The sequence below is a fragment of the Bacillus sp. JJ1474 genome (assembly GCF_036965225.1).
Classification (GTDB): Bacteria; Bacillota; Bacilli; order Bacillales; family Cytobacillaceae; genus Cytobacillus.
The window spans coordinates 1-16,519 of record NZ_JBALPC010000027.1; the positions used below are offsets into that span (position 1 = coordinate 1).

14 protein-coding genes, 1 other RNA gene and 2 pseudogenes are annotated in these 16,519 nt (G+C 38.8%); 10 read left to right on the plus strand and 7 right to left on the minus strand.

Annotated features, from left to right (window positions below; genetic code table 11):
- The first annotated feature begins 55 nt into the window (after positions 1-55).
- Complete coding sequence (gene pdxS / locus V7164_RS04120) at positions 56-943, plus strand: pyridoxal 5'-phosphate synthase lyase subunit PdxS (RefSeq protein WP_335344091.1); 888 nt, start codon at positions 56-58, stop codon at positions 941-943.
- A 1-nt stretch (position 944) separates the two neighbouring features.
- A complete protein-coding gene (gene pdxT, locus V7164_RS04125) occupies positions 945-1,541 on the plus strand; it encodes a pyridoxal 5'-phosphate synthase glutaminase subunit PdxT (RefSeq protein WP_335353463.1) in 597 nt (198 codons plus the stop codon).
- A 108-nt stretch (positions 1,542-1,649) separates the two neighbouring features.
- On the opposite strand, the gene V7164_RS04130 is transcribed toward pdxT, so the two are convergent.
- Genes V7164_RS04130 through V7164_RS04140 form a run of 3 tightly spaced genes read right to left on the minus strand, consistent with a single transcriptional unit; the run spans position 1,650 to position 4,698 of the window.
- Positions 1,650-2,561 (minus strand): glycine betaine ABC transporter substrate-binding protein, encoded by a 912-nt coding sequence (locus tag V7164_RS04130; protein WP_335344093.1) that lies wholly within the window; start codon positions 2,559-2,561, stop codon positions 1,650-1,652.
- Entirely contained in the window at positions 2,561-3,409 is an 849-nt protein-coding gene (locus tag V7164_RS04135) for an ABC transporter permease (RefSeq protein WP_335344094.1), read from the minus strand. Before V7164_RS04135 ends, V7164_RS04130 begins: the two co-directional genes overlap by 1 nt.
- The gene (locus tag V7164_RS04140) at positions 3,397-4,698 is read right to left on the minus strand and encodes a quaternary amine ABC transporter ATP-binding protein (protein WP_335353464.1); all 1,302 of its coding nucleotides are present in this window, start codon (positions 4,696-4,698) and stop codon (positions 3,397-3,399) included. The genes V7164_RS04135 and V7164_RS04140 overlap by 13 nt, the downstream gene beginning before the upstream one ends.
- A 270-nt stretch (positions 4,699-4,968) precedes the next feature.
- Here V7164_RS04140 and V7164_RS04145 point away from each other — a divergent pair, with 270 nt between their 5' ends.
- The 4 genes and pseudogenes from V7164_RS04145 (at position 4,969) to V7164_RS04160 (ending at position 10,029) form a co-directional block, all read left to right on the plus strand.
- Positions 4,969-5,508 carry a GbsR/MarR family transcriptional regulator gene (locus tag V7164_RS04145; protein WP_335344096.1) on the plus strand — a complete coding sequence of 180 codons (540 nt, stop codon included), beginning with the start codon at positions 4,969-4,971 and terminating at the stop codon, positions 5,506-5,508.
- 398 nt (positions 5,509-5,906) lie between these two features.
- Positions 5,907-7,862 (plus strand): annotated as a pseudogene (locus tag V7164_RS04150) (vitamin B12-dependent ribonucleotide reductase); the annotation flags it as partial.
- Positions 7,863-8,153: 291 nt separating this feature from the next.
- Positions 8,154-8,756: pseudogene (locus V7164_RS04155) on the plus strand (hypothetical protein); the annotation flags it as partial.
- Positions 8,757-9,144: 388 nt separating this feature from the next.
- On the plus strand, positions 9,145-10,029 hold the full coding sequence (locus V7164_RS04160) for a patatin-like phospholipase family protein (RefSeq protein WP_335353465.1): 885 nt from the start codon (positions 9,145-9,147) through the stop codon (positions 10,027-10,029).
- Positions 10,030-10,049: 20 nt separating this feature from the next.
- On the opposite strand, the gene V7164_RS04165 is transcribed toward V7164_RS04160, so the two are convergent.
- Positions 10,050-10,436 carry an SA1362 family protein gene (locus V7164_RS04165; protein ID WP_335353466.1) on the minus strand — a complete coding sequence of 129 codons (387 nt, stop codon included), beginning with the start codon at positions 10,434-10,436 and terminating at the stop codon, positions 10,050-10,052.
- Between the two features lie 58 nt (positions 10,437-10,494).
- A complete protein-coding gene (locus tag V7164_RS04170; protein ID WP_335344099.1) occupies positions 10,495-11,439 on the minus strand; it encodes a DUF1385 domain-containing protein in 945 nt (314 codons plus the stop codon).
- A 319-nt stretch (positions 11,440-11,758) separates the two neighbouring features.
- On the opposite strand from V7164_RS04170, the gene V7164_RS04175 reads away from it, so the two are divergent.
- From V7164_RS04175 to ssrS, 4 genes are all read left to right on the plus strand, one after another.
- Positions 11,759-12,271 carry a YqhR family membrane protein gene (locus V7164_RS04175; RefSeq protein WP_335344100.1) on the plus strand — a complete coding sequence of 171 codons (513 nt, stop codon included), beginning with the start codon at positions 11,759-11,761 and terminating at the stop codon, positions 12,269-12,271.
- A 163-nt stretch (positions 12,272-12,434) separates the two neighbouring features.
- Positions 12,435-13,496, plus strand: coding sequence for a M24 family metallopeptidase (locus V7164_RS04180; RefSeq protein WP_335353467.1), 1,062 nt, complete (start codon positions 12,435-12,437; stop codon positions 13,494-13,496).
- Between the two features lie 77 nt (positions 13,497-13,573).
- Entirely contained in the window at positions 13,574-14,131 is a 558-nt protein-coding gene (efp, locus tag V7164_RS04185; protein WP_335344102.1) for an elongation factor P, read from the plus strand.
- A gap of 96 nt (positions 14,132-14,227) precedes the next feature.
- Positions 14,228-14,408: non-coding RNA, 6S RNA (gene ssrS, locus V7164_RS04190), on the plus strand.
- 45 nt (positions 14,409-14,453) lie between these two features.
- Here the strand turns inward: ssrS and V7164_RS04195 are convergent.
- Both V7164_RS04195 and V7164_RS04200 read right to left on the minus strand, forming a co-directional pair.
- Positions 14,454-15,131: an SIMPL domain-containing protein gene (locus tag V7164_RS04195; protein ID WP_335353468.1), complete on the minus strand. Its 678-nt coding sequence runs from the start codon at positions 15,129-15,131 to the stop codon at positions 14,454-14,456.
- Positions 15,132-15,210: 79 nt separating this feature from the next.
- The coding region (locus V7164_RS04200; protein WP_335353469.1) for an alkaline phosphatase at positions 15,211-16,519 on the minus strand (1,309 nt) is incomplete at its 5' end.

The following is a 16,519-nucleotide window of genomic DNA, read 5'->3' on the forward strand; positions in this document are numbered from 1 at the left end:
TATACTAATCAATAGATTCGTAAAATACAATAGTTAATGAGATGGAGTGTGAAGTATGGAAAAATTATTAGGAACTGAAACTGTAAAAAGAGGCATGGCTCAAATGCAAAAAGGCGGCGTTATTATGGATGTTGTCAACGCAGAGCAAGCAAGAGTAGCGGAAGCGGCAGGTGCTGTGGCTGTAATGGCATTGGAAAGAGTGCCTTCTGATATCCGCGCTGCGGGAGGGGTTGCAAGAATGGCAGACCCTCGAATTGTTGAAGAAGTAATGAATGCAGTATCCATCCCAGTAATGGCTAAAGCTCGTATTGGTCATATTGTGGAGGCAAGAGTATTAGAAGCTATGGGTGTTGACTACATTGACGAAAGTGAAGTATTAACGCCTGCAGACGAAGAGTTCCATTTATTGAAGAGTGATTTCACTGTACCGTTTGTTTGTGGCTGCCGTGATCTTGGAGAAGCTGCACGCCGTATTGGCGAGGGTGCAGCAATGCTGCGTACTAAAGGTGAGCCTGGTACAGGTAATATTGTGGAAGCGGTTCGACATATGCGTAAAGTAAATGCGCAGGTTCGCAAAATTTCTGTGATGAGTAATGATGAATTAATGACAGAAGCAAAAGTTCTTGGTGCGTCTTTTGAAATTTTAAAGCAAATTAAAGAACTAGGAAAGCTGCCAGTTGTTAACTTTGCTGCTGGTGGTATTGCTACTCCTGCTGATGCTGCATTAATGATGGAGCTTGGTGCTGATGGAGTGTTTGTTGGTTCAGGTATCTTTAAATCCGAAAATCCTGAAAAATTTGCAAGTGCCATTGTTCAAGCTACTACTTATTACACTGATTACGATTTAATTGGGAAGCTTTCTAAAGAGCTAGGAGCTGCAATGAAAGGAATTGATATTTCCAAGCTGTCTCTTGAAGACAGAATGCAGGAGCGTGGCTGGTAATATGACAACAATCGGGGTTTTAGGACTGCAGGGTGCCGTTGCCGAGCATGTAAAACAAATTGAAACCTTGGGATTAAAGGCTGTTGTTGTAAAGAAACCAGAACAGCTTGAACAAATTAATGGACTGATTCTCCCTGGCGGTGAGAGTACAACTATGCGAAATCTTATCGACCGCTACAATTTTTTCGATCCATTAAAAGAATTCTATACGGCCGGAAAACCCATTTTTGGAACTTGTGCTGGAATGGTATTAGTTGCGAAGAAACTTGTTGGTTCAGAGGAATCCCACCTGCAAATCATGGATATTACTGTAAAAAGAAATGCGTTTGGCCGGCAAGTTGCTAGCTTTGAAGCAAATCTTAATATAGCTGGTATTGACGATCCTTATAAGGCTGTTTTTATTCGTGCACCATTTATTGAAAGTACCGGTGAAAATGTAGAGGTTTTAGCAAAATATGATGAGAGAATTGTTGCGGCAAGAGAAGGGAATGTTCTTGCTTGTGCTTTCCATCCAGAGTTAACTTCTGATACTCGTTTTCTTCAAATATTCGTTAATATGGTAGAGAGTCAGAAGCAAAAAGAAGTACAGGTTGGATAAATTAAAGAGGACTCATTTCTTGAAAAACCGCTGACAGAGTGGGAACGTGAAATGTGTTAAGAATGGTAAAAAAAGACAATACCAAGATGGCATTGTCTTTTTTTACGATTATTTTTTCAAATCTTCAATAGAATCGATTTCCATATAAGCGGGAACGACTAGCCCAATTTTTGTCCCTTCCATATTCGGACCTAAGTCTTCGAATTTGCCATCGAATTTTTCATTGTAATCAGCATGTGTGACAGGCAGCCAGGCAGCGACACTTGCGTCTAGGCTTCCGTCAGCAACACCAGCCCATAGTGGGCCTGCTTCGATTTGTCGAAGTGTGACTTCGTATCCGAGGTCTGTTAACACGGTTGAAATTACGTTAGTACTAGCAATTTCACTGTCCCAAGCTACATAACCAAGTGTAATTTTGTCACCATCTACCTTATCTACGCCTTCAGTCCATTCGCTCACTTTATCAGCATTTGCTTCAACCCAAGCTTTAGCAGCCTTTTCCGGATCTTCACCATCTGTTACTTTTACCATTACGTCAGCCATTTCTTCTGAAGTCCAATTGAATTGGTCAAGAAACTTGTAGGCTGATGGGTAATCATCAGCAAGCCCTAAACGTGCAATTGTATGAATATTCTCTTCGCCACCGTATACACCTTTAGGATCCTCTAAATATTTTAAATCAAATTTAGAGAATTTCCAATGTGGAGTCCAGCCAGTGATAATGATTGGCTCTTCCTTGGCATAGGCTTTTTTTAATGCAGCAGTCATTGCGGCACCTGAACCTTCAACGACATCCCAGTCATTTAGCTCATATTCCTTAACAGCAGCTTCTGTTGCTTTCATGATTCCAGCACCTGGATCAATCCCGATGATCTTGTAATCAACGCTGTCACCTACAGATTGATTAGAAGCTCCTTTTTCGGCCTTATCTCCGTTATTACCTGCTTCATCTGAACTGCAAGCAGCAAGTCCTAATGCGAGGACAGGAATCATTAGTGCAGACATCCATTTTTTCTTCATTACATATTTCCCCCTTGTTTTTTCATTCCTATATTTTGGGTAATCCGGTCGAGGATTATGGCAATAACCACAATCGCTAGACCAGCCTCAAAACCTTTACCGATTTGAATTTGTGTAACAGCACGATACACATCAGCACCTAGTCCTGGTGCACCTACCATCGATGCGATGACGACCATTGATAACGCAAGCATAATGCTTTGGTTAATCCCTGCCATAATCGTAGGCATGGCAAGCGGGAGCTGAACTTTGATGAGGCGCTGACTTGTCGTAGAGCCGAAGCTTTCAGTTGCTTCAATAATATCAGCAGGGACTTGTTGAATGCCGAGTATCGTTAATCTTATCGTTGGCGGCATAGCGAAAATAACGGATGCAACAACACCTGGAACAACACCAATATTAAAGAAGAAGATAGCCGGAATTAAATAGACGAAAGCAGGCATTGTTTGCATAAAATCTAACATCGGTGTAACAATCTTTTTCACCCGTTTACTTTGAGAAGCCCAAATTCCCGCAGGAACCCCGATTAGAACGGATAGAAATACAGCTGCTAATACTAACGCGAGTGTTTCAAGCATCGGTTCCCAGTAGCCTAAATTATAGATGAGGAACAAGCCAATAAAAGTAAACAGTGCCATTCCTTTTGATGATAGCTTCCAGGCTATTAATGCTAATAGAATCATAAATAGATAGAATGGAATAAAACTTAAGCCTGCAACTAGGCCATCAACAACACTTTCAAGGACTGTAGAAATGCCATCGAAGGCTACTTCGAAGGTAATTGTCAGCCAATCAACAAATTGATCCATCCATTTTGCAATCGGCAGTTTTGGCATTACGCTTTCCATTTGATCACCCCTTTATCGGTTTGACTTACAGCCGCTTCCTCTTTTGCTTTTTCAAAATCATTGATTACGTCATTATTCCCAGCTAGGGCGCCGATTACTGCACCACGGACAAGTATGCCTTGAAGGCGATCATTTTCATCTACAACAGCAACTGGAATCGTTGCAGTCGATACTTTATCAAACAAGTTTGCTAATAATGTATCTCCTGCAACCTTTTGCACCTTTTTATCGAGGATGTTAAACAAGGTTTTACTATGCTCAGCAGCTGATTTTGCATCGGCTGCATGAATTACTCCAAGGAGAGATTTTTTCTTATCTACTGCGTATATACTAGAAATTCCGAGCTCCCTCATCATTTGCAAAGCAACTCGAGGACCTTTGTCGATTTGTACGGTTTCTGCTCTTTTCATAACATGGTTTGCAGTCAATACTTTAGACAAGTCTACATCTTCGACAAAGCGTTCAACATACTTGTTTGAAGGATTCATTAATATTTCTTCGGGAGTGCCGATTTGAACAATTTCCCCGTCTTTCATTAACGCAATGCGATCGCCGATTCTAAGGGCCTCATCTAAATCATGGGTAATAAATACAATCGTTTTTTCCATTTTTGATTGAAGCTCTGTTAATTCATCTTGCATGTCCTTCCGAATTAATGGATCCAATGCGCTAAAGGCTTCGTCCATTAATAAAATATCCGGATCGTTAGCGAGCGCTCTTGCTAACCCGACCCGCTGCTGCATTCCCCCACTTAACTGATCAGGAAATTGGTTTTCATATCCTTCAAGATTTACAAGTTTTAAAGCAGTTAATGCCTTTTGTTTCCTTTGCTCCTTATTTACCCCTTGAATTTCTAAACCGTACTCCGTATTTTCTAGCACAGTCCGATGGGGTAATAAGGCAAATTTCTGAAAAACCATACTTATTTTTTTTCGGCGAACTTCCCTTAGCTCGTCTTTTTTCATTTTCGTAATATCTTTTCCGTCAATCAATACTTCGCCAACAGATGGGTCAATAAGCCGGTTAAGCATACGAACTAATGTGGATTTACCGCTTCCTGAAAGTCCCATAATGACAAAGATTTCTCCGGTATAAACATGAAAATTTGCCTTGTTTACACCTACTGTCGCACCGGTCTTTTTTAGAATTTCACTTTTGCTGTTTCCTTCATTTAGAAGCTGTAATGCTTTTCTTCCATTCCTTCCGAATATTTTTGTTACATTTCTCACACTTAATTTCGCGTTTTTATCACTCAAATCATTCACCTCGTTTATATTCACGCCGAGCATTAAGACTTTTTAATTGTATAAGTTTTAGCAACTAAAGGGCAAAGTCGATATTCTTTCATATTAATCCGTAAAGTTTGTACAGTTAAAACTGAACGTACTGTAATTATCGTTTCCTTACAATCCCTTTCATTTACTGCCATTTCCATAATCAAAAGCAGCTTTACTTTCAAAAAAAACATGTTAATCTATAAAATGATCAGCCAATTTTCAAAAATAAGGTTTTTCAAATACAAATAAAATAAATTTACATTTATGGATGTGAATGTTTACATGAATGGAAAAGAACAGCTTGAGCACGCACGTGAGCGTGTTATTGAAACGATTGCTATGAATATGAACTTATACGGTGTTACCGATTCGGTTGGGCGATTATATGGAATGTTGTATTTTCACGATCAGCCATTGACTCTAGATGAAATGAAAGAAGAACTCGGTATGAGCAAAACAAGTATGAGTACTTCTGTAAGAACGCTGCTTGAGCTTAAGATGGTAGAAAAGATTTGGAAAAAGGGAATTAGAAAGGATCTATATCAAGCGGAGGAAGATTGGTATCAAACCTTCACCGACTTTTTTACGATTAAATGGAGGGCAGGAATTTCAATGAATGTGTCAGCCATGAAAAAATCATTAAGAGAGCTTGAGTCATTAGTTAACTCTGAGGAAACAGATGAGGAAATTCGTATGGCTGCCAGAATTGATATGGAGAAATTGAAGGATGCACTTCGCTATTATGAATGGCTAAATCGACTAGTTGACAGTTTTGATTCCGGGAAGATTTTTGATTTTATTCCTAAGGATGAAGAGAAATAAACAGAGAATGCAGAGGGTGACTCTTTAACTTTGAGTCATCCTTGTTTTTGTGGAGATAACCAATTGTAGTGGTTTGCTCAGGACATGCTTTTTTTTGTGCAGAATAAATGCAAGCCGCGAAATATATTAAATTTTGTCTAAATCTGTCTATTAACTAGGATTATCTTTTATTTTCTCCCGATTCTAGTTTTTTTTGATTTTGACAAAAAAAAATAAACGTGAATCAAACACAATATGTAGTAGTGCAAGAAATATTTTTACTACTATATATAGATTTATTTATTGATTTTAGATTTTTGATATGATACCTTAAGTGTATTAATAAAAACAACTAGAATCTGCCAAATCCTAGTTTCATATTAAAAAATTGAATATCATATTTTGAAGGAGTTGTAAAAATGTCTGTAGCATTAGGACAAAAAATGAGTTTAAATATTGATCGTTTAAACCAGGACATTCGATTATTTCCTCAAGTTCATCCTATCACCTCTGATATGAAAATGACCCACAAAGGGGTCTCCCGTTTAGTTATGCTTGATAGGTATACATTTAAGGATACGGAAAAAATCACCTTAACAAATGGGGACTTTGTCGTACTCACCATCAAAGAAGATCCAAAATTCCCTGCCAGAGGGCTCGGTTACATTGTAGATATTGATTGGGAAAACAAAGCTGCAACAGTTCTAGTGGAAGAAGACTATCGAGGGGTGCTTGATGACCCAGAAGAAGTAAAAACAGGACTCATCAAGAAATCTCTAGATGTCATTGAAAAACCGCTAGAGCTTTTTTATGAGCAAATTGCGAAACGTAACGCAACTGGCTTAGCTTCTGTTGAGGCAACAGAAGAAAAAAGGCAAGAATGGTTCGAAAAGTTCTATCAAGAGCTTTCTAGCTTGAATTTTATTCCAGCTGGCCGTGTTCTTTACGGAGCGGGAGCGGATACGGATGTAACGTATTTTAACTGTTACGTTATGCCGTTTGTCGCTGATTCCCGTGAAGGCATTTCCGAGCACCGCAAGCAGGTGATGGAAATCATGAGCCGAGGAGGCGGGGTTGGAACGAATGGTTCAACATTAAGACCACGCAATACACTGGCAAAGGGCGTGAATGGTAAATCATCTGGGTCAGTATCTTGGCTGGATGATATTGCTAAACTGACGCATCTTGTAGAGCAAGGTGGGTCGCGACGCGGTGCGCAAATGATTATGCTGGCGGATTGGCATCCTGACATTATTGAATTTATCATTTCAAAAATGCAAAACCCAAGAATCTTAAGATTCCTTCTTGAAACGACAAATGATGAAATGATCAAAAAATATGCGAAAGAAAAACTGAAATTTACTCCTTTCACTGAGCAAGAGATTGCTATGTACCAAGGAATAATTAATTATAAAAATATTCCTGGATATGGTGGATTCAGCGAGAAAATTATTCATGATGCAGAAGATAAGCTTGAAATGGGCGGTAATTATTCTGTTCATAATTCTGAATTCCTTACAGGAGCCAACATTTCTGTATGTTTAACAAAGGAATTCATGGATGCGGTTGAGAATGATGCTGAATATGAACTTCGCTTCCCAGATGTAGAAGCTTATGATAAAGAGGAAATGAGCATTTATAATGAAGAATGGCATAAAGTTGGAGATGTTCGTGAATGGGAAAAGCTTGGTCATAAGGTACGAGTTTACCGCAAAATCAAAGCGAAAGAGCTTTGGAACTTAATTAATATTTGCGCTACTTACTCAGCAGAGCCAGGAATTTTCTTCATCGACAATGCTAACGACATGACGAATGCTAAAGCGTATGGACAGAAGGTAGTAGCAACAAACCCATGCGGAGAGCAGCCTCTCGCACCGTATAGTGTTTGTAATTTAGCCGCTGTCAATTTAGCTGAAATGGCGGATAAAGACAATAAAACAGTTAATTTTGAAAAGTTAAAGCGAACAGTCGAAGTTGGAGTCAGAATGCAGGATAATGTCATTAATGCCACGCCATACTTCTTAGAAGACAATAAAAAGCAAGCCCTTGGCGAGCGCCGTGTTGGTCTTGGTGTAATGGGTCTTCATGACTTATTAATTTATTGTGAGACTGAATATGGTTCTGAAAAAGGCAATGAGCTTGTCGATAAAGTATTCGAAACAATTGCGACAACAGCATACCGTGCTTCTGTAGAACTCGCAAAAGAAAAGGGAAGCTTCCCATTCTTAACTGCTGAAACAGAAAATGAAACAAATAGATTGCGAAAAGCCTTTACTGAGACAGGATTCATGCAGAAAATGCCTGAGGATATCCGAGAAGCTATCCTTGAAAATGGTATTCGTAATTCTCATTTGCTAACCGTTGCTCCTACGGGTAAACATGTTGCCCCCTACATTTGTAAAAACGTAGCGTAAACTTGGCTATATGCGGGAAACCCTGGCGTATCTTTTGCTACCTCGCCTTGCCAGCGAACAATTAGGTAAAAATGCAAAAGTGTTGACTCAATTGTCTACCAGGCAATCCGCAGGGAAGTCGTGGCTGACCCCTCAACGACTACATGCCGAGCAACCATTTCAAATGGTTGATGATATAGTCTGACCCATATGGCGACATATGGAGCAGGTAATAATAATCCTGCCCTCTAGAAATAGAGAGTAACAATTGTGAGCACAGGAACAATGGTTGGTGTATCAACAGGACTTGAACCTTACTTCTCATTCTCTTACTTCAGAAGCGGTCGTCTCGGAAAATTCATTGAAGTAAAAGCTGATATCGTTCAAGAGTATTTAGATAAAAACAGTCAAGCAGATCCAAATAATCTGCCAGATTGGTTTATAGCAGCGATGGATTTAGCACCTGAAGCACATGCGGATGTGCAATGTATTATCCAACGCTGGATTGATAGCTCTATTAGTAAAACCGTTAATGCACCAAAAGGCTACAGCGTAGAGCAGGTTGAAAAAGTGTATGAGCGCCTGTATCGCGGTGGAGCAAAAGGTGGAACTGTATACGTTGATGGTTCTCGTGATTCACAGGTTCTAACGTTGAAGGCTGAAGAAAACAGCTTTGAAGAAACGAGCTTCGGGAAAAAAGAAAAAACGAAGCAGCATGTTGTGCTTGTTGACACCATCAATGATCTTCGTTCAACAAACGTCATTGGCTCAGAAGTAGGAAACACTTGCCCAGTATGCCGTAAAGGTAATGTAGAAGAAATCGGTGGATGTAATACTTGTACGAACTGCAATGCCCAATTAAAGTGCGGTTTATAATAATAAATTAATGCAAATAAAGGATAAAAACTTATCTTAATGGGTTCCGGCCCAAAGGGGATAAGCCTTATATGGAATCAATTTCGGGGGTACAAATCGCATCAGATTTAGTACCTCCTTTTTTATGTCCTTTTTCAATTAACAGTGGCAATTGAAGAAATTAATGCGGACAATAAATCCGTTATTTTCATGAATAACGGCACGGGTGTCCTTTCATTTTTGATAGACAACTTGGTAGGCATTGTTTTATTATTTTCTCAACTGTCTGAAGCTTAATCCAATTTTTGCTTATTAATTGCTGGTATTTGAAAAATACATTTTGTCCCCCGTACTAATTTCATAAGCCATCGATTAAAAATGTATTAATACATCGACAGGGGTGGCTGCCATGTATATAGATGGTGTTTTTTCAGGAGGAGGCATTAAAGGTTTTGCGCTAATCGGTGCCTATGAAGAAATCGAAAAGAGGGGTTTCCGTTATAAAAGATTGGCAGGTACAAGTGCCGGATCTATCATAGCGTCTTTAATTGCGGCTAATTATTCAAGTAAAGAGATTTACGAAATGCTTGATGAATTACAACTGGAAAAATTTCTTGATCCACGAAAGACGTATCTTCCTTTTGCCGTTACAAAATGGATTTTTCTTTTTTGGCGTCTAGGCTTATATAAAGGCGATGAGCTTGAGAAATGGTTAGCTGAAAAGCTTGCGGCCAAGGGAGTAAGGAAGTTTTCGGATCTTCCTCCACAAGCGTTGCGTGTCATAGCGTCAGATTTAACGAATGGTCAACTTATCGTATTGCCTGATGACTTAATTAAGTATGAGATTGACCCGGGGTCATTTTCTGTTGCAAAAGCGATCCGCATGAGCTGCAGCCTTCCATATTTTTTCGAACCAGTAAAGCTATATGCTAAACGTAACGCAAATATCATCGTGGATGGCGGCGTATTAAGCAATTTTCCAATGTGGTTATTTGATAAAGATAATGTCAGAAAAGTTCGGCCAGTGTTAGGTGTGCAATTAAGCCATAGTATTAGTGAACATCCCCAGCATAAAATCCGAAATGCGATTCAAATGTTTGAAGCTTTATTTGAGACAATGAAAGAGGCTCATGACTCTCGATATATTTCTAGAAAACATGCTAGTAATATTATTTTTATCCCGACAGAAGGAGTATTAACGACTGAATTTCATTTAACCTCTGAGAAAAAGCAACAACTTGTTGATTTAGGTAAAAAATGTACAAAGCAATTCTTCTCACAATGGAGTTATTAGAAAAAAAAAGATCGAGCCAGTTAAAGCGAAGCTCGATCTTTCTTTTTGCCTTTTTTTCCTTCAATAACAGTTAAATGTGTTGAAGATTTTTTTCTAGTCCTTTTAATAGAAGTTAAAGAACCGGAGTTTGCCTTGCGGCTGCTACCCTTTCCAGCATCGGGCTTATGAAAACGTTTCTTTGATTTCTTTGCTGCTCGAACAAATGCTCGCTGCTCTTGTTTCTTAGGGCTAGCTCTATTAAAACGTTGAAAGATGTAATACACGATAGCACCAACTAATAAAATGACAGCTATTCTCCGCAAAAAACCGGCAGGATTTGTAATCATGCTGGATGTTATTCCTAAAGCAGCTAGGAGAACGAGACCAGAGATAACCAATAGTGTAATCCGATTTTTCAAGAAAGCCACCTCCCTATGAGCATGATGAGCATTTTTCCATTCTTTTAAACTTACGAAAATTAAAAAATTAAACGATTTCTTCTGTTTTTAATTGTGCTTCTGAAGCCTTTTCTTTTTCTAATAATTTTTCAAACGATAAAATCGCTACCTCTACTTGATCGTCTTTTGGCTCCTTTGTTGTGAGAAGCTGCAGCCAAAGACCTGGAATTCCCAAATATTTCAATACTGGGACATTTCTGACTTTGTTCGTCAATTGCAGAACCTCGAATGAAATGCCGAGTACTACAGGAATAAGAGCAAGACGGTTGAGGACACGTACATATAATGGTTCAGTTGGTACGAGTAAATATACAAAAACCCCAATAATAACTGTGAATAATATGAAGCTGCTTCCACAGCGGTAATGCAGTCTTGATTGGGCTTGAACATTTTCAACTGTTAGCTCTTTTCCGTTTTCAAAAGCATTAATTACTTTATGCTCTGCACCATGGTATTGAAACACCCTTTTGATGATAGGGGTTAATGACACAAAGTATATATAGGCAAGCAGTAACAGCAGTTTAAAAAAGCCTTCTACTAGGATTTGAGCAAAATGTCCGGGGAAAATAGGCTTAGTCAACTCTGCTAAGAAAACAGGAACAAGAGTAAAGATAAACTTTCCGAAAAGAAAGGAAAGAACACCAACCGCGGCTACACCTAGCCACATAGTTAATTTAGAGCCTTCTTGTTCATTCAATTTTTCATCATCGCTTGGATCCAAATCATATCTTTCAGTTGAAAAGTTTAAATGCTTGGAGCCATTTGCGCTTGCCTCAATAATGGCAACAATCCCTCGAAGAAATGGGATTTTTTTGATTAATTGTAAGGAAGAATTCGATTTGCGGGGAAGCTCGAAATATTCTATAGAGTCGTCTTTGCGACGGACAGCAGTGACATAATGATGCTTTCCACCAAACATGACTCCTTCTACAACTGCTTGACCTCCGTATACAGGCTTTTGATTTTTTGACATGTGTAATTGCACCAACCTAATTTGAACTCGGAATTTAACAGCTAAATAAACAAGGGTGCATTTCAAAATCACCTTATTAGTTCAAAACATAAAGTATGCTTGAAAAACCTTGTTCAAAATGTGAATACGTCTAAAGCTGTATGTACCTATCTTTATTCTACTAGAAATCCAAAAAAACCTCTAGGAATGACTAAATATTTGATCTTAAATAATTTAACTTTTTTAGGAAGATATATTTAATCAAGCAGGGAGCCTTAATTCATTTTGACATGCAAGTGAATAATGGCATAGGGACATAATATAAATGGAGGTGGAAAATATGGCAGAAGATAAACAAACTGATCAAAATCAAAGTGAAAAGCCGATGTCTTTCTTGACGATGGTTATATTAACAGGACTAATTGGAGGGATACTTTGGAGCGGGATTGGTTATTTTGTTCACTTTATTAATTTAACAGAAATACACCCGAAGGTCATATTAGATCCATGGACAATTGGAGATTGGAAGGATAGCTGGCTCGGAACAGTCATTTCCCTTCTGATAATAGGTGTGATCTCTATTGTAGCAGCACTTATCTATTATGCCCTGCTAAGAAGGATGCCTAGTATTTGGGTAGGGGTTTTTTATGGAATTGTTCTTTTTCTGCTAGTTTTTTTTGTGCTAAATCCTATTTTTCCTGGGATAAGCCCTTTCCATGAACTTAAGAGGAATACGATTATTACATCTATATGTTTATATGTATTATATGGTGTATTTGTCGGATATTCGATATCTTATGAAGAGGGCGAAGTGAAATATAAAGAAAGCAGGGAAAATGAGGCGAAATCCTAATGGCTATCATCCTATATGAAAAGGTGAATGATTAAACGAATTTGGTTTTTCATGGTAGTTAAAATAAATTCAATTGTGATAGAATGTTCTTGGTGAATTATTCAGCTGTACATTTACTATTAGAAAATAGGGATATTCAGCTTACTTAGGGGGAGAAGAAAAAATGGAAAAGCTTCAGAAACTTCGATCGGTTCTCGAACGATTAGGCATTGATGGTATGCTGATCACAAGTGAGTATAATCGCCGATATATGACAAACTTTACCGGTTCTGCAGGTGTAGTCCTGATCAGTGGGGAAAATGCACAATTCATTACTGATTTCCGTTATATTGAGCAGGCTTCTGCGGAATGTGAAGGCTATGAAATTGTAAAACATGCAGGCTCCATCCCTGATGAGGTAGCTGAACAAGCAAAGAAACTAGGCATTAAAAAGCTTGGCTTTGAACAGGACCATTTAACTTTTTCTGCTTACAAAGCATATGAAAAGGCAGTAGATGCAGAATTAGTACCTGTATCTGGCGAAATTGAAAAGTTACGCTTGATTAAGAGTGAGGCAGAGATTAAGATATTAAAGGCAGCAGCTGATATAGCGGATGCTGCATATAAACATATTCTTGAATTCATTCGTCCCGGTATAACGGAGCTTGATGTGTCGAATGAATTAGAGTTCTTTATGAGAAAAGCTGGCGCTGCTTCATCTTCTTTTGATATTATCGTTGCTTCCGGCTACCGATCTGCACTTCCGCATGGACGAGCTAGTGACAAAGTAATTGAAAAAGGCGATTTCGTTACATTAGATTTTGGTGCTTATTATAATGGATATATTTCAGATATCACTCGAACTCTAGCAGTTGGAGAGCCTGAGGCCAAGCTTAAAGAGATTTATGATATTGTTCTTCAAGCACAATTACGAGGTATGAATGGCATTAAGCCTGGAATGAGCGGAAAAGAAGCAGATGCTCTTACACGCGATTATATTACTGAAAAGGGTTACGGGGAAAACTTCGGTCACTCCACTGGCCATGGGATTGGACTGGAAGTTCATGAAGGACCAACACTTTCCTTTAAATCAGATGTTATTCTAGAACCTGGTATGGTCGTAACTGTGGAGCCGGGCATATATATCCCTGGACTTGGCGGAGTTCGGATTGAAGACGATACGGTTATTACAAAAGACCATAATGAATCGCTCACTCATTCAACAAAAGAACTAATCATTTTATAATGTAAATAGCTTTAAAGTACGCCCTTTTTGGCGAATGAGCTAGCAAAGACATGTTAGACAATTAGGAGGATTTTTTAATGATTTCTGTTAATGATTTTCGTACAGGCTTAACGATCGAGGTAGATAACGGAATTTGGCGTGTAATGGATTTCCAACACGTAAAACCAGGGAAAGGTGCAGCTTTCGTACGTTCAAAACTGCGTAATCTTCGTAATGGAAATGTTCAGGAAAAAACGTTCCGTGCGGGTGAAAAAGTTGCAAAAGCACAAATTGATAATAGAAAAATGCAATACCTATATGCTAATGGGGACCAGCATGTTTTTATGGACAATGAATCATATGATCAAATTGAATTACCGGCATCTGCCATTGAGTATGAATTGAAATTTCTTAAAGAAAACATGGAAGTTCATATTTTGATGTATAATACTGAAACTTTAGGAGTGGAGCTTCCAAATACAGTTGAGTTGGAAGTAATCGAGACAGAGCCAGGTATTAAAGGGGATACAGCTTCTGGCGGTTCTAAGCCGGCGAAGCTTGAAACGGGCCTTATCGTTCAAGTGCCTTTCTTCATCAACCAAGGTGATAAATTAATTATCAATACTGATGAAGGCTCGTACGTATCTAGGGCGTAAATAAATGAATCTGAAAGGGGTCATTCCTATTAATGGCCCTATGCTGTAAATGATTTCCACTTGAAGTTTTCGTCCATATTACGTATTATAAGTATATAGAAGCTGCGTTGTACGCTTGTATATGAAGTTTCAACCTTTATATTTTTTAAGGGAGTTCAATACCATTACTTGAAAAACATGCCTCCAATGAGAGGACGTTTGGGCAGTAATTGCGGACACCCACCTGGAGGAGCAGGTATGAAACTCCATATAAATCGGCGGCAAAGGCGGCTATACATATGGATACTTAAGCAATAACCACTCGGTTATTGCTTTTTTATGTTTATGGAAGGTAAGAATATTCAGCTAAAATCTCACTGCTCATTTCTAATGTGCCTGGCTGAATTGCCGTGGCAACTTCACTTTTAACGAAAGCGGCTGTATGAATCGGAAAAGGTTCTCCGCGCTGCAGCCCCATTTCCGTTATTAAAATAGGGGTATTATTCAGTTGAACTCCTAAGGTTTTTGCAATCGCTTCAGCCTTTTGAAAAGAATTGATAACAGCAATAGCTAATGCCTGTTGTTCATATTGGATTGGATTACTTACAGAAAATTTAATGCCTGTGATAATATTGGCTCCATTTTTTACTGCCGTATCAACGACTAATCCCGCCTTCTCCATATCACCAATCGTAATAAGCAGGAGATGTTCTACTCTGTAACCCCTGAAGGTTTGTTTACCTTCTATATAATCATATTGTGGAAAAATGGAATAATTCACCGTTCGTATTTGCTCATCGTGAATGCCTATTGAATTTATGGCGGTTTTTATGTTACCTATTGTGGCAGCATTATCGTTTTGAGCTTTCTCTAATTGAACATCTTCTGTCGAAACACCTAATGTGATTTCTGCTCGATTTGGCGCCGCAGTTACCTTTCCTATGCCGGAAACTCTGATGATATTTTTCTTTCTTCCACCGGCAGGAGGTGTTCTAAAGGATGGCTGTTGATAATACATCATTTTCCCTCGCTTTCCGTATATTGGGATTTGTAAATATATACGGCTATAGGAAATAGAACATTCGAACAATATTTTTTACTCACCATTCATATCCCATTAATTCAGCAATTTTCTTAGGGATATCCGTATTATCTAGCACACCATTAAAAACCTCTGCACCCTTTCCAAATGCAAATAGCGGGACTGGATTGGCGGTATGACCTCCTGTGGAACTTATGGACCGTATGGATGAGTCAACGATTCCCGCATGGTAATGTTTAGCTATTATACTTCCTAATACCCAAGCTGCCTGATGCTGAGGGTAAACAACTCCTTGTACATTCCTTACCCTATCATTCAACTGAGTAATTTCATTAGCAGTTAATTCGATATTTGCATATTTTTTTACCGTGTTTTGAACACTATTCGGTTCAAACTCCAATGAATTAGTTTTTCTGATAAACTTACTAACCATATATTCAGGTGTGGCCTTCACTTCTTTAAGCCCTTCAATGTTTAGCGGTTCTGTCGCAGAAATACCCATTGTTTCATGGTCAGCAACAACGAGGACGAGTGTGTTTCCTTCCTTTCTTGCCCAATTCACGGCATATTTCACAGCATCGTCAAATTCAATGACTTCCTTCCAGACACTTGTTAAATCTGCTGCATGTGAGGCATGATCAATGCGTGCTCCTTCAGACATTAGAAAAAAACCCTTTTCTTCTTTAGCTAAAAATTCAATCGCTTTTTCAGTCATTTCTTTTAAGCTTGGTTCTTGGCTGGTTAAAAATTTTCGATCTAATTTAAAACTCATATAAGAAGGATTGAATAAACCAAGCATTCTCATGCCTTTCGCTGCTAATAATTCATCACGATTAGAAACAAAAGTATACCCTTCATGAATAGCCTCTTTTATCAAATCCCTTCCATTTTGGTGGTCTGCCCGAAAGAAATCAGCCCCTCCACCTAACAAAACATCTACTTCATTTTTAAGCTGCTGGTGAGCAATCTCATCTTGGCCAGTCCAACGGTTTTTGACACTGGCAGTAAACGCTGCTGGTGTTGCATCTGTAACTGTATTAGTAGAGATCACACCTGTTTTCTTTCCATGATTCTTAAATACATCAAGAATACTGTCAGATTCATGCCCATTTGCTGTTACACCGATCATTCCATTATTTGTCTTTTTCCCAATAGCTAAAGCGGTTCCCCCGGCAGCCGAATCAGTAACGGCATTATTATATGAAGACGTATGGACAAGAGAAACAAATGGAAGGGATTCAAGAAAAAGCCGACCCTCTTTCCCATATTCCATTTGTCTGGCAACCTCAATTTGCCCTATCCCCATCCCATCCCCAATTAAGAAAATGACATTTTTTGGGGCGGAATCTATTTCCCTGACTATAGGA

Bases quoted from the DNA above. Each gene is read 5' to 3' on its own strand.
- V7164_RS04130 (WP_335344093.1), bottom strand. From the start codon at position 2,561: ATGAAGAAAAAATGGATGTCTGCACTAATGATTCCTGTCCTCGCATTA.
- V7164_RS04170 (WP_335344099.1), bottom strand. From the start codon at position 11,439: ATGTCAAAAAATCAAAAGCCTGTATACGGAGGTCAAGCAGTTGTAGAA.
- V7164_RS04180 (WP_335353467.1), top strand. From the start codon at position 12,435: ATGGAAAAGCTTCAGAAACTTCGATCGGTTCTCGAACGATTAGGCATT.
- V7164_RS04140 (WP_335353464.1), bottom strand. From the start codon at position 4,698: ATGCTCGGCGTGAATATAAACGAGGTGAATGATTTGAGTGATAAAAAC.
- V7164_RS04135 (WP_335344094.1), bottom strand. From the start codon at position 3,409: ATGGAAAGCGTAATGCCAAAACTGCCGATTGCAAAATGGATGGATCAA.
- V7164_RS04195 (WP_335353468.1), bottom strand. From the start codon at position 15,131: ATGATGTATTATCAACAGCCATCCTTTAGAACACCTCCTGCCGGTGGA.
- pdxT (WP_335353463.1), top strand. From the start codon at position 945: ATGACAACAATCGGGGTTTTAGGACTGCAGGGTGCCGTTGCCGAGCAT.
- V7164_RS04145 (WP_335344096.1), top strand. From the start codon at position 4,969: ATGAATGGAAAAGAACAGCTTGAGCACGCACGTGAGCGTGTTATTGAA.
- pdxS (WP_335344091.1), top strand. From the start codon at position 56: ATGGAAAAATTATTAGGAACTGAAACTGTAAAAAGAGGCATGGCTCAA.
- efp (WP_335344102.1), top strand. From the start codon at position 13,574: ATGATTTCTGTTAATGATTTTCGTACAGGCTTAACGATCGAGGTAGAT.
- V7164_RS04175 (WP_335344100.1), top strand. From the start codon at position 11,759: ATGGCAGAAGATAAACAAACTGATCAAAATCAAAGTGAAAAGCCGATG.
- V7164_RS04160 (WP_335353465.1), top strand. From the start codon at position 9,145: ATGTATATAGATGGTGTTTTTTCAGGAGGAGGCATTAAAGGTTTTGCG.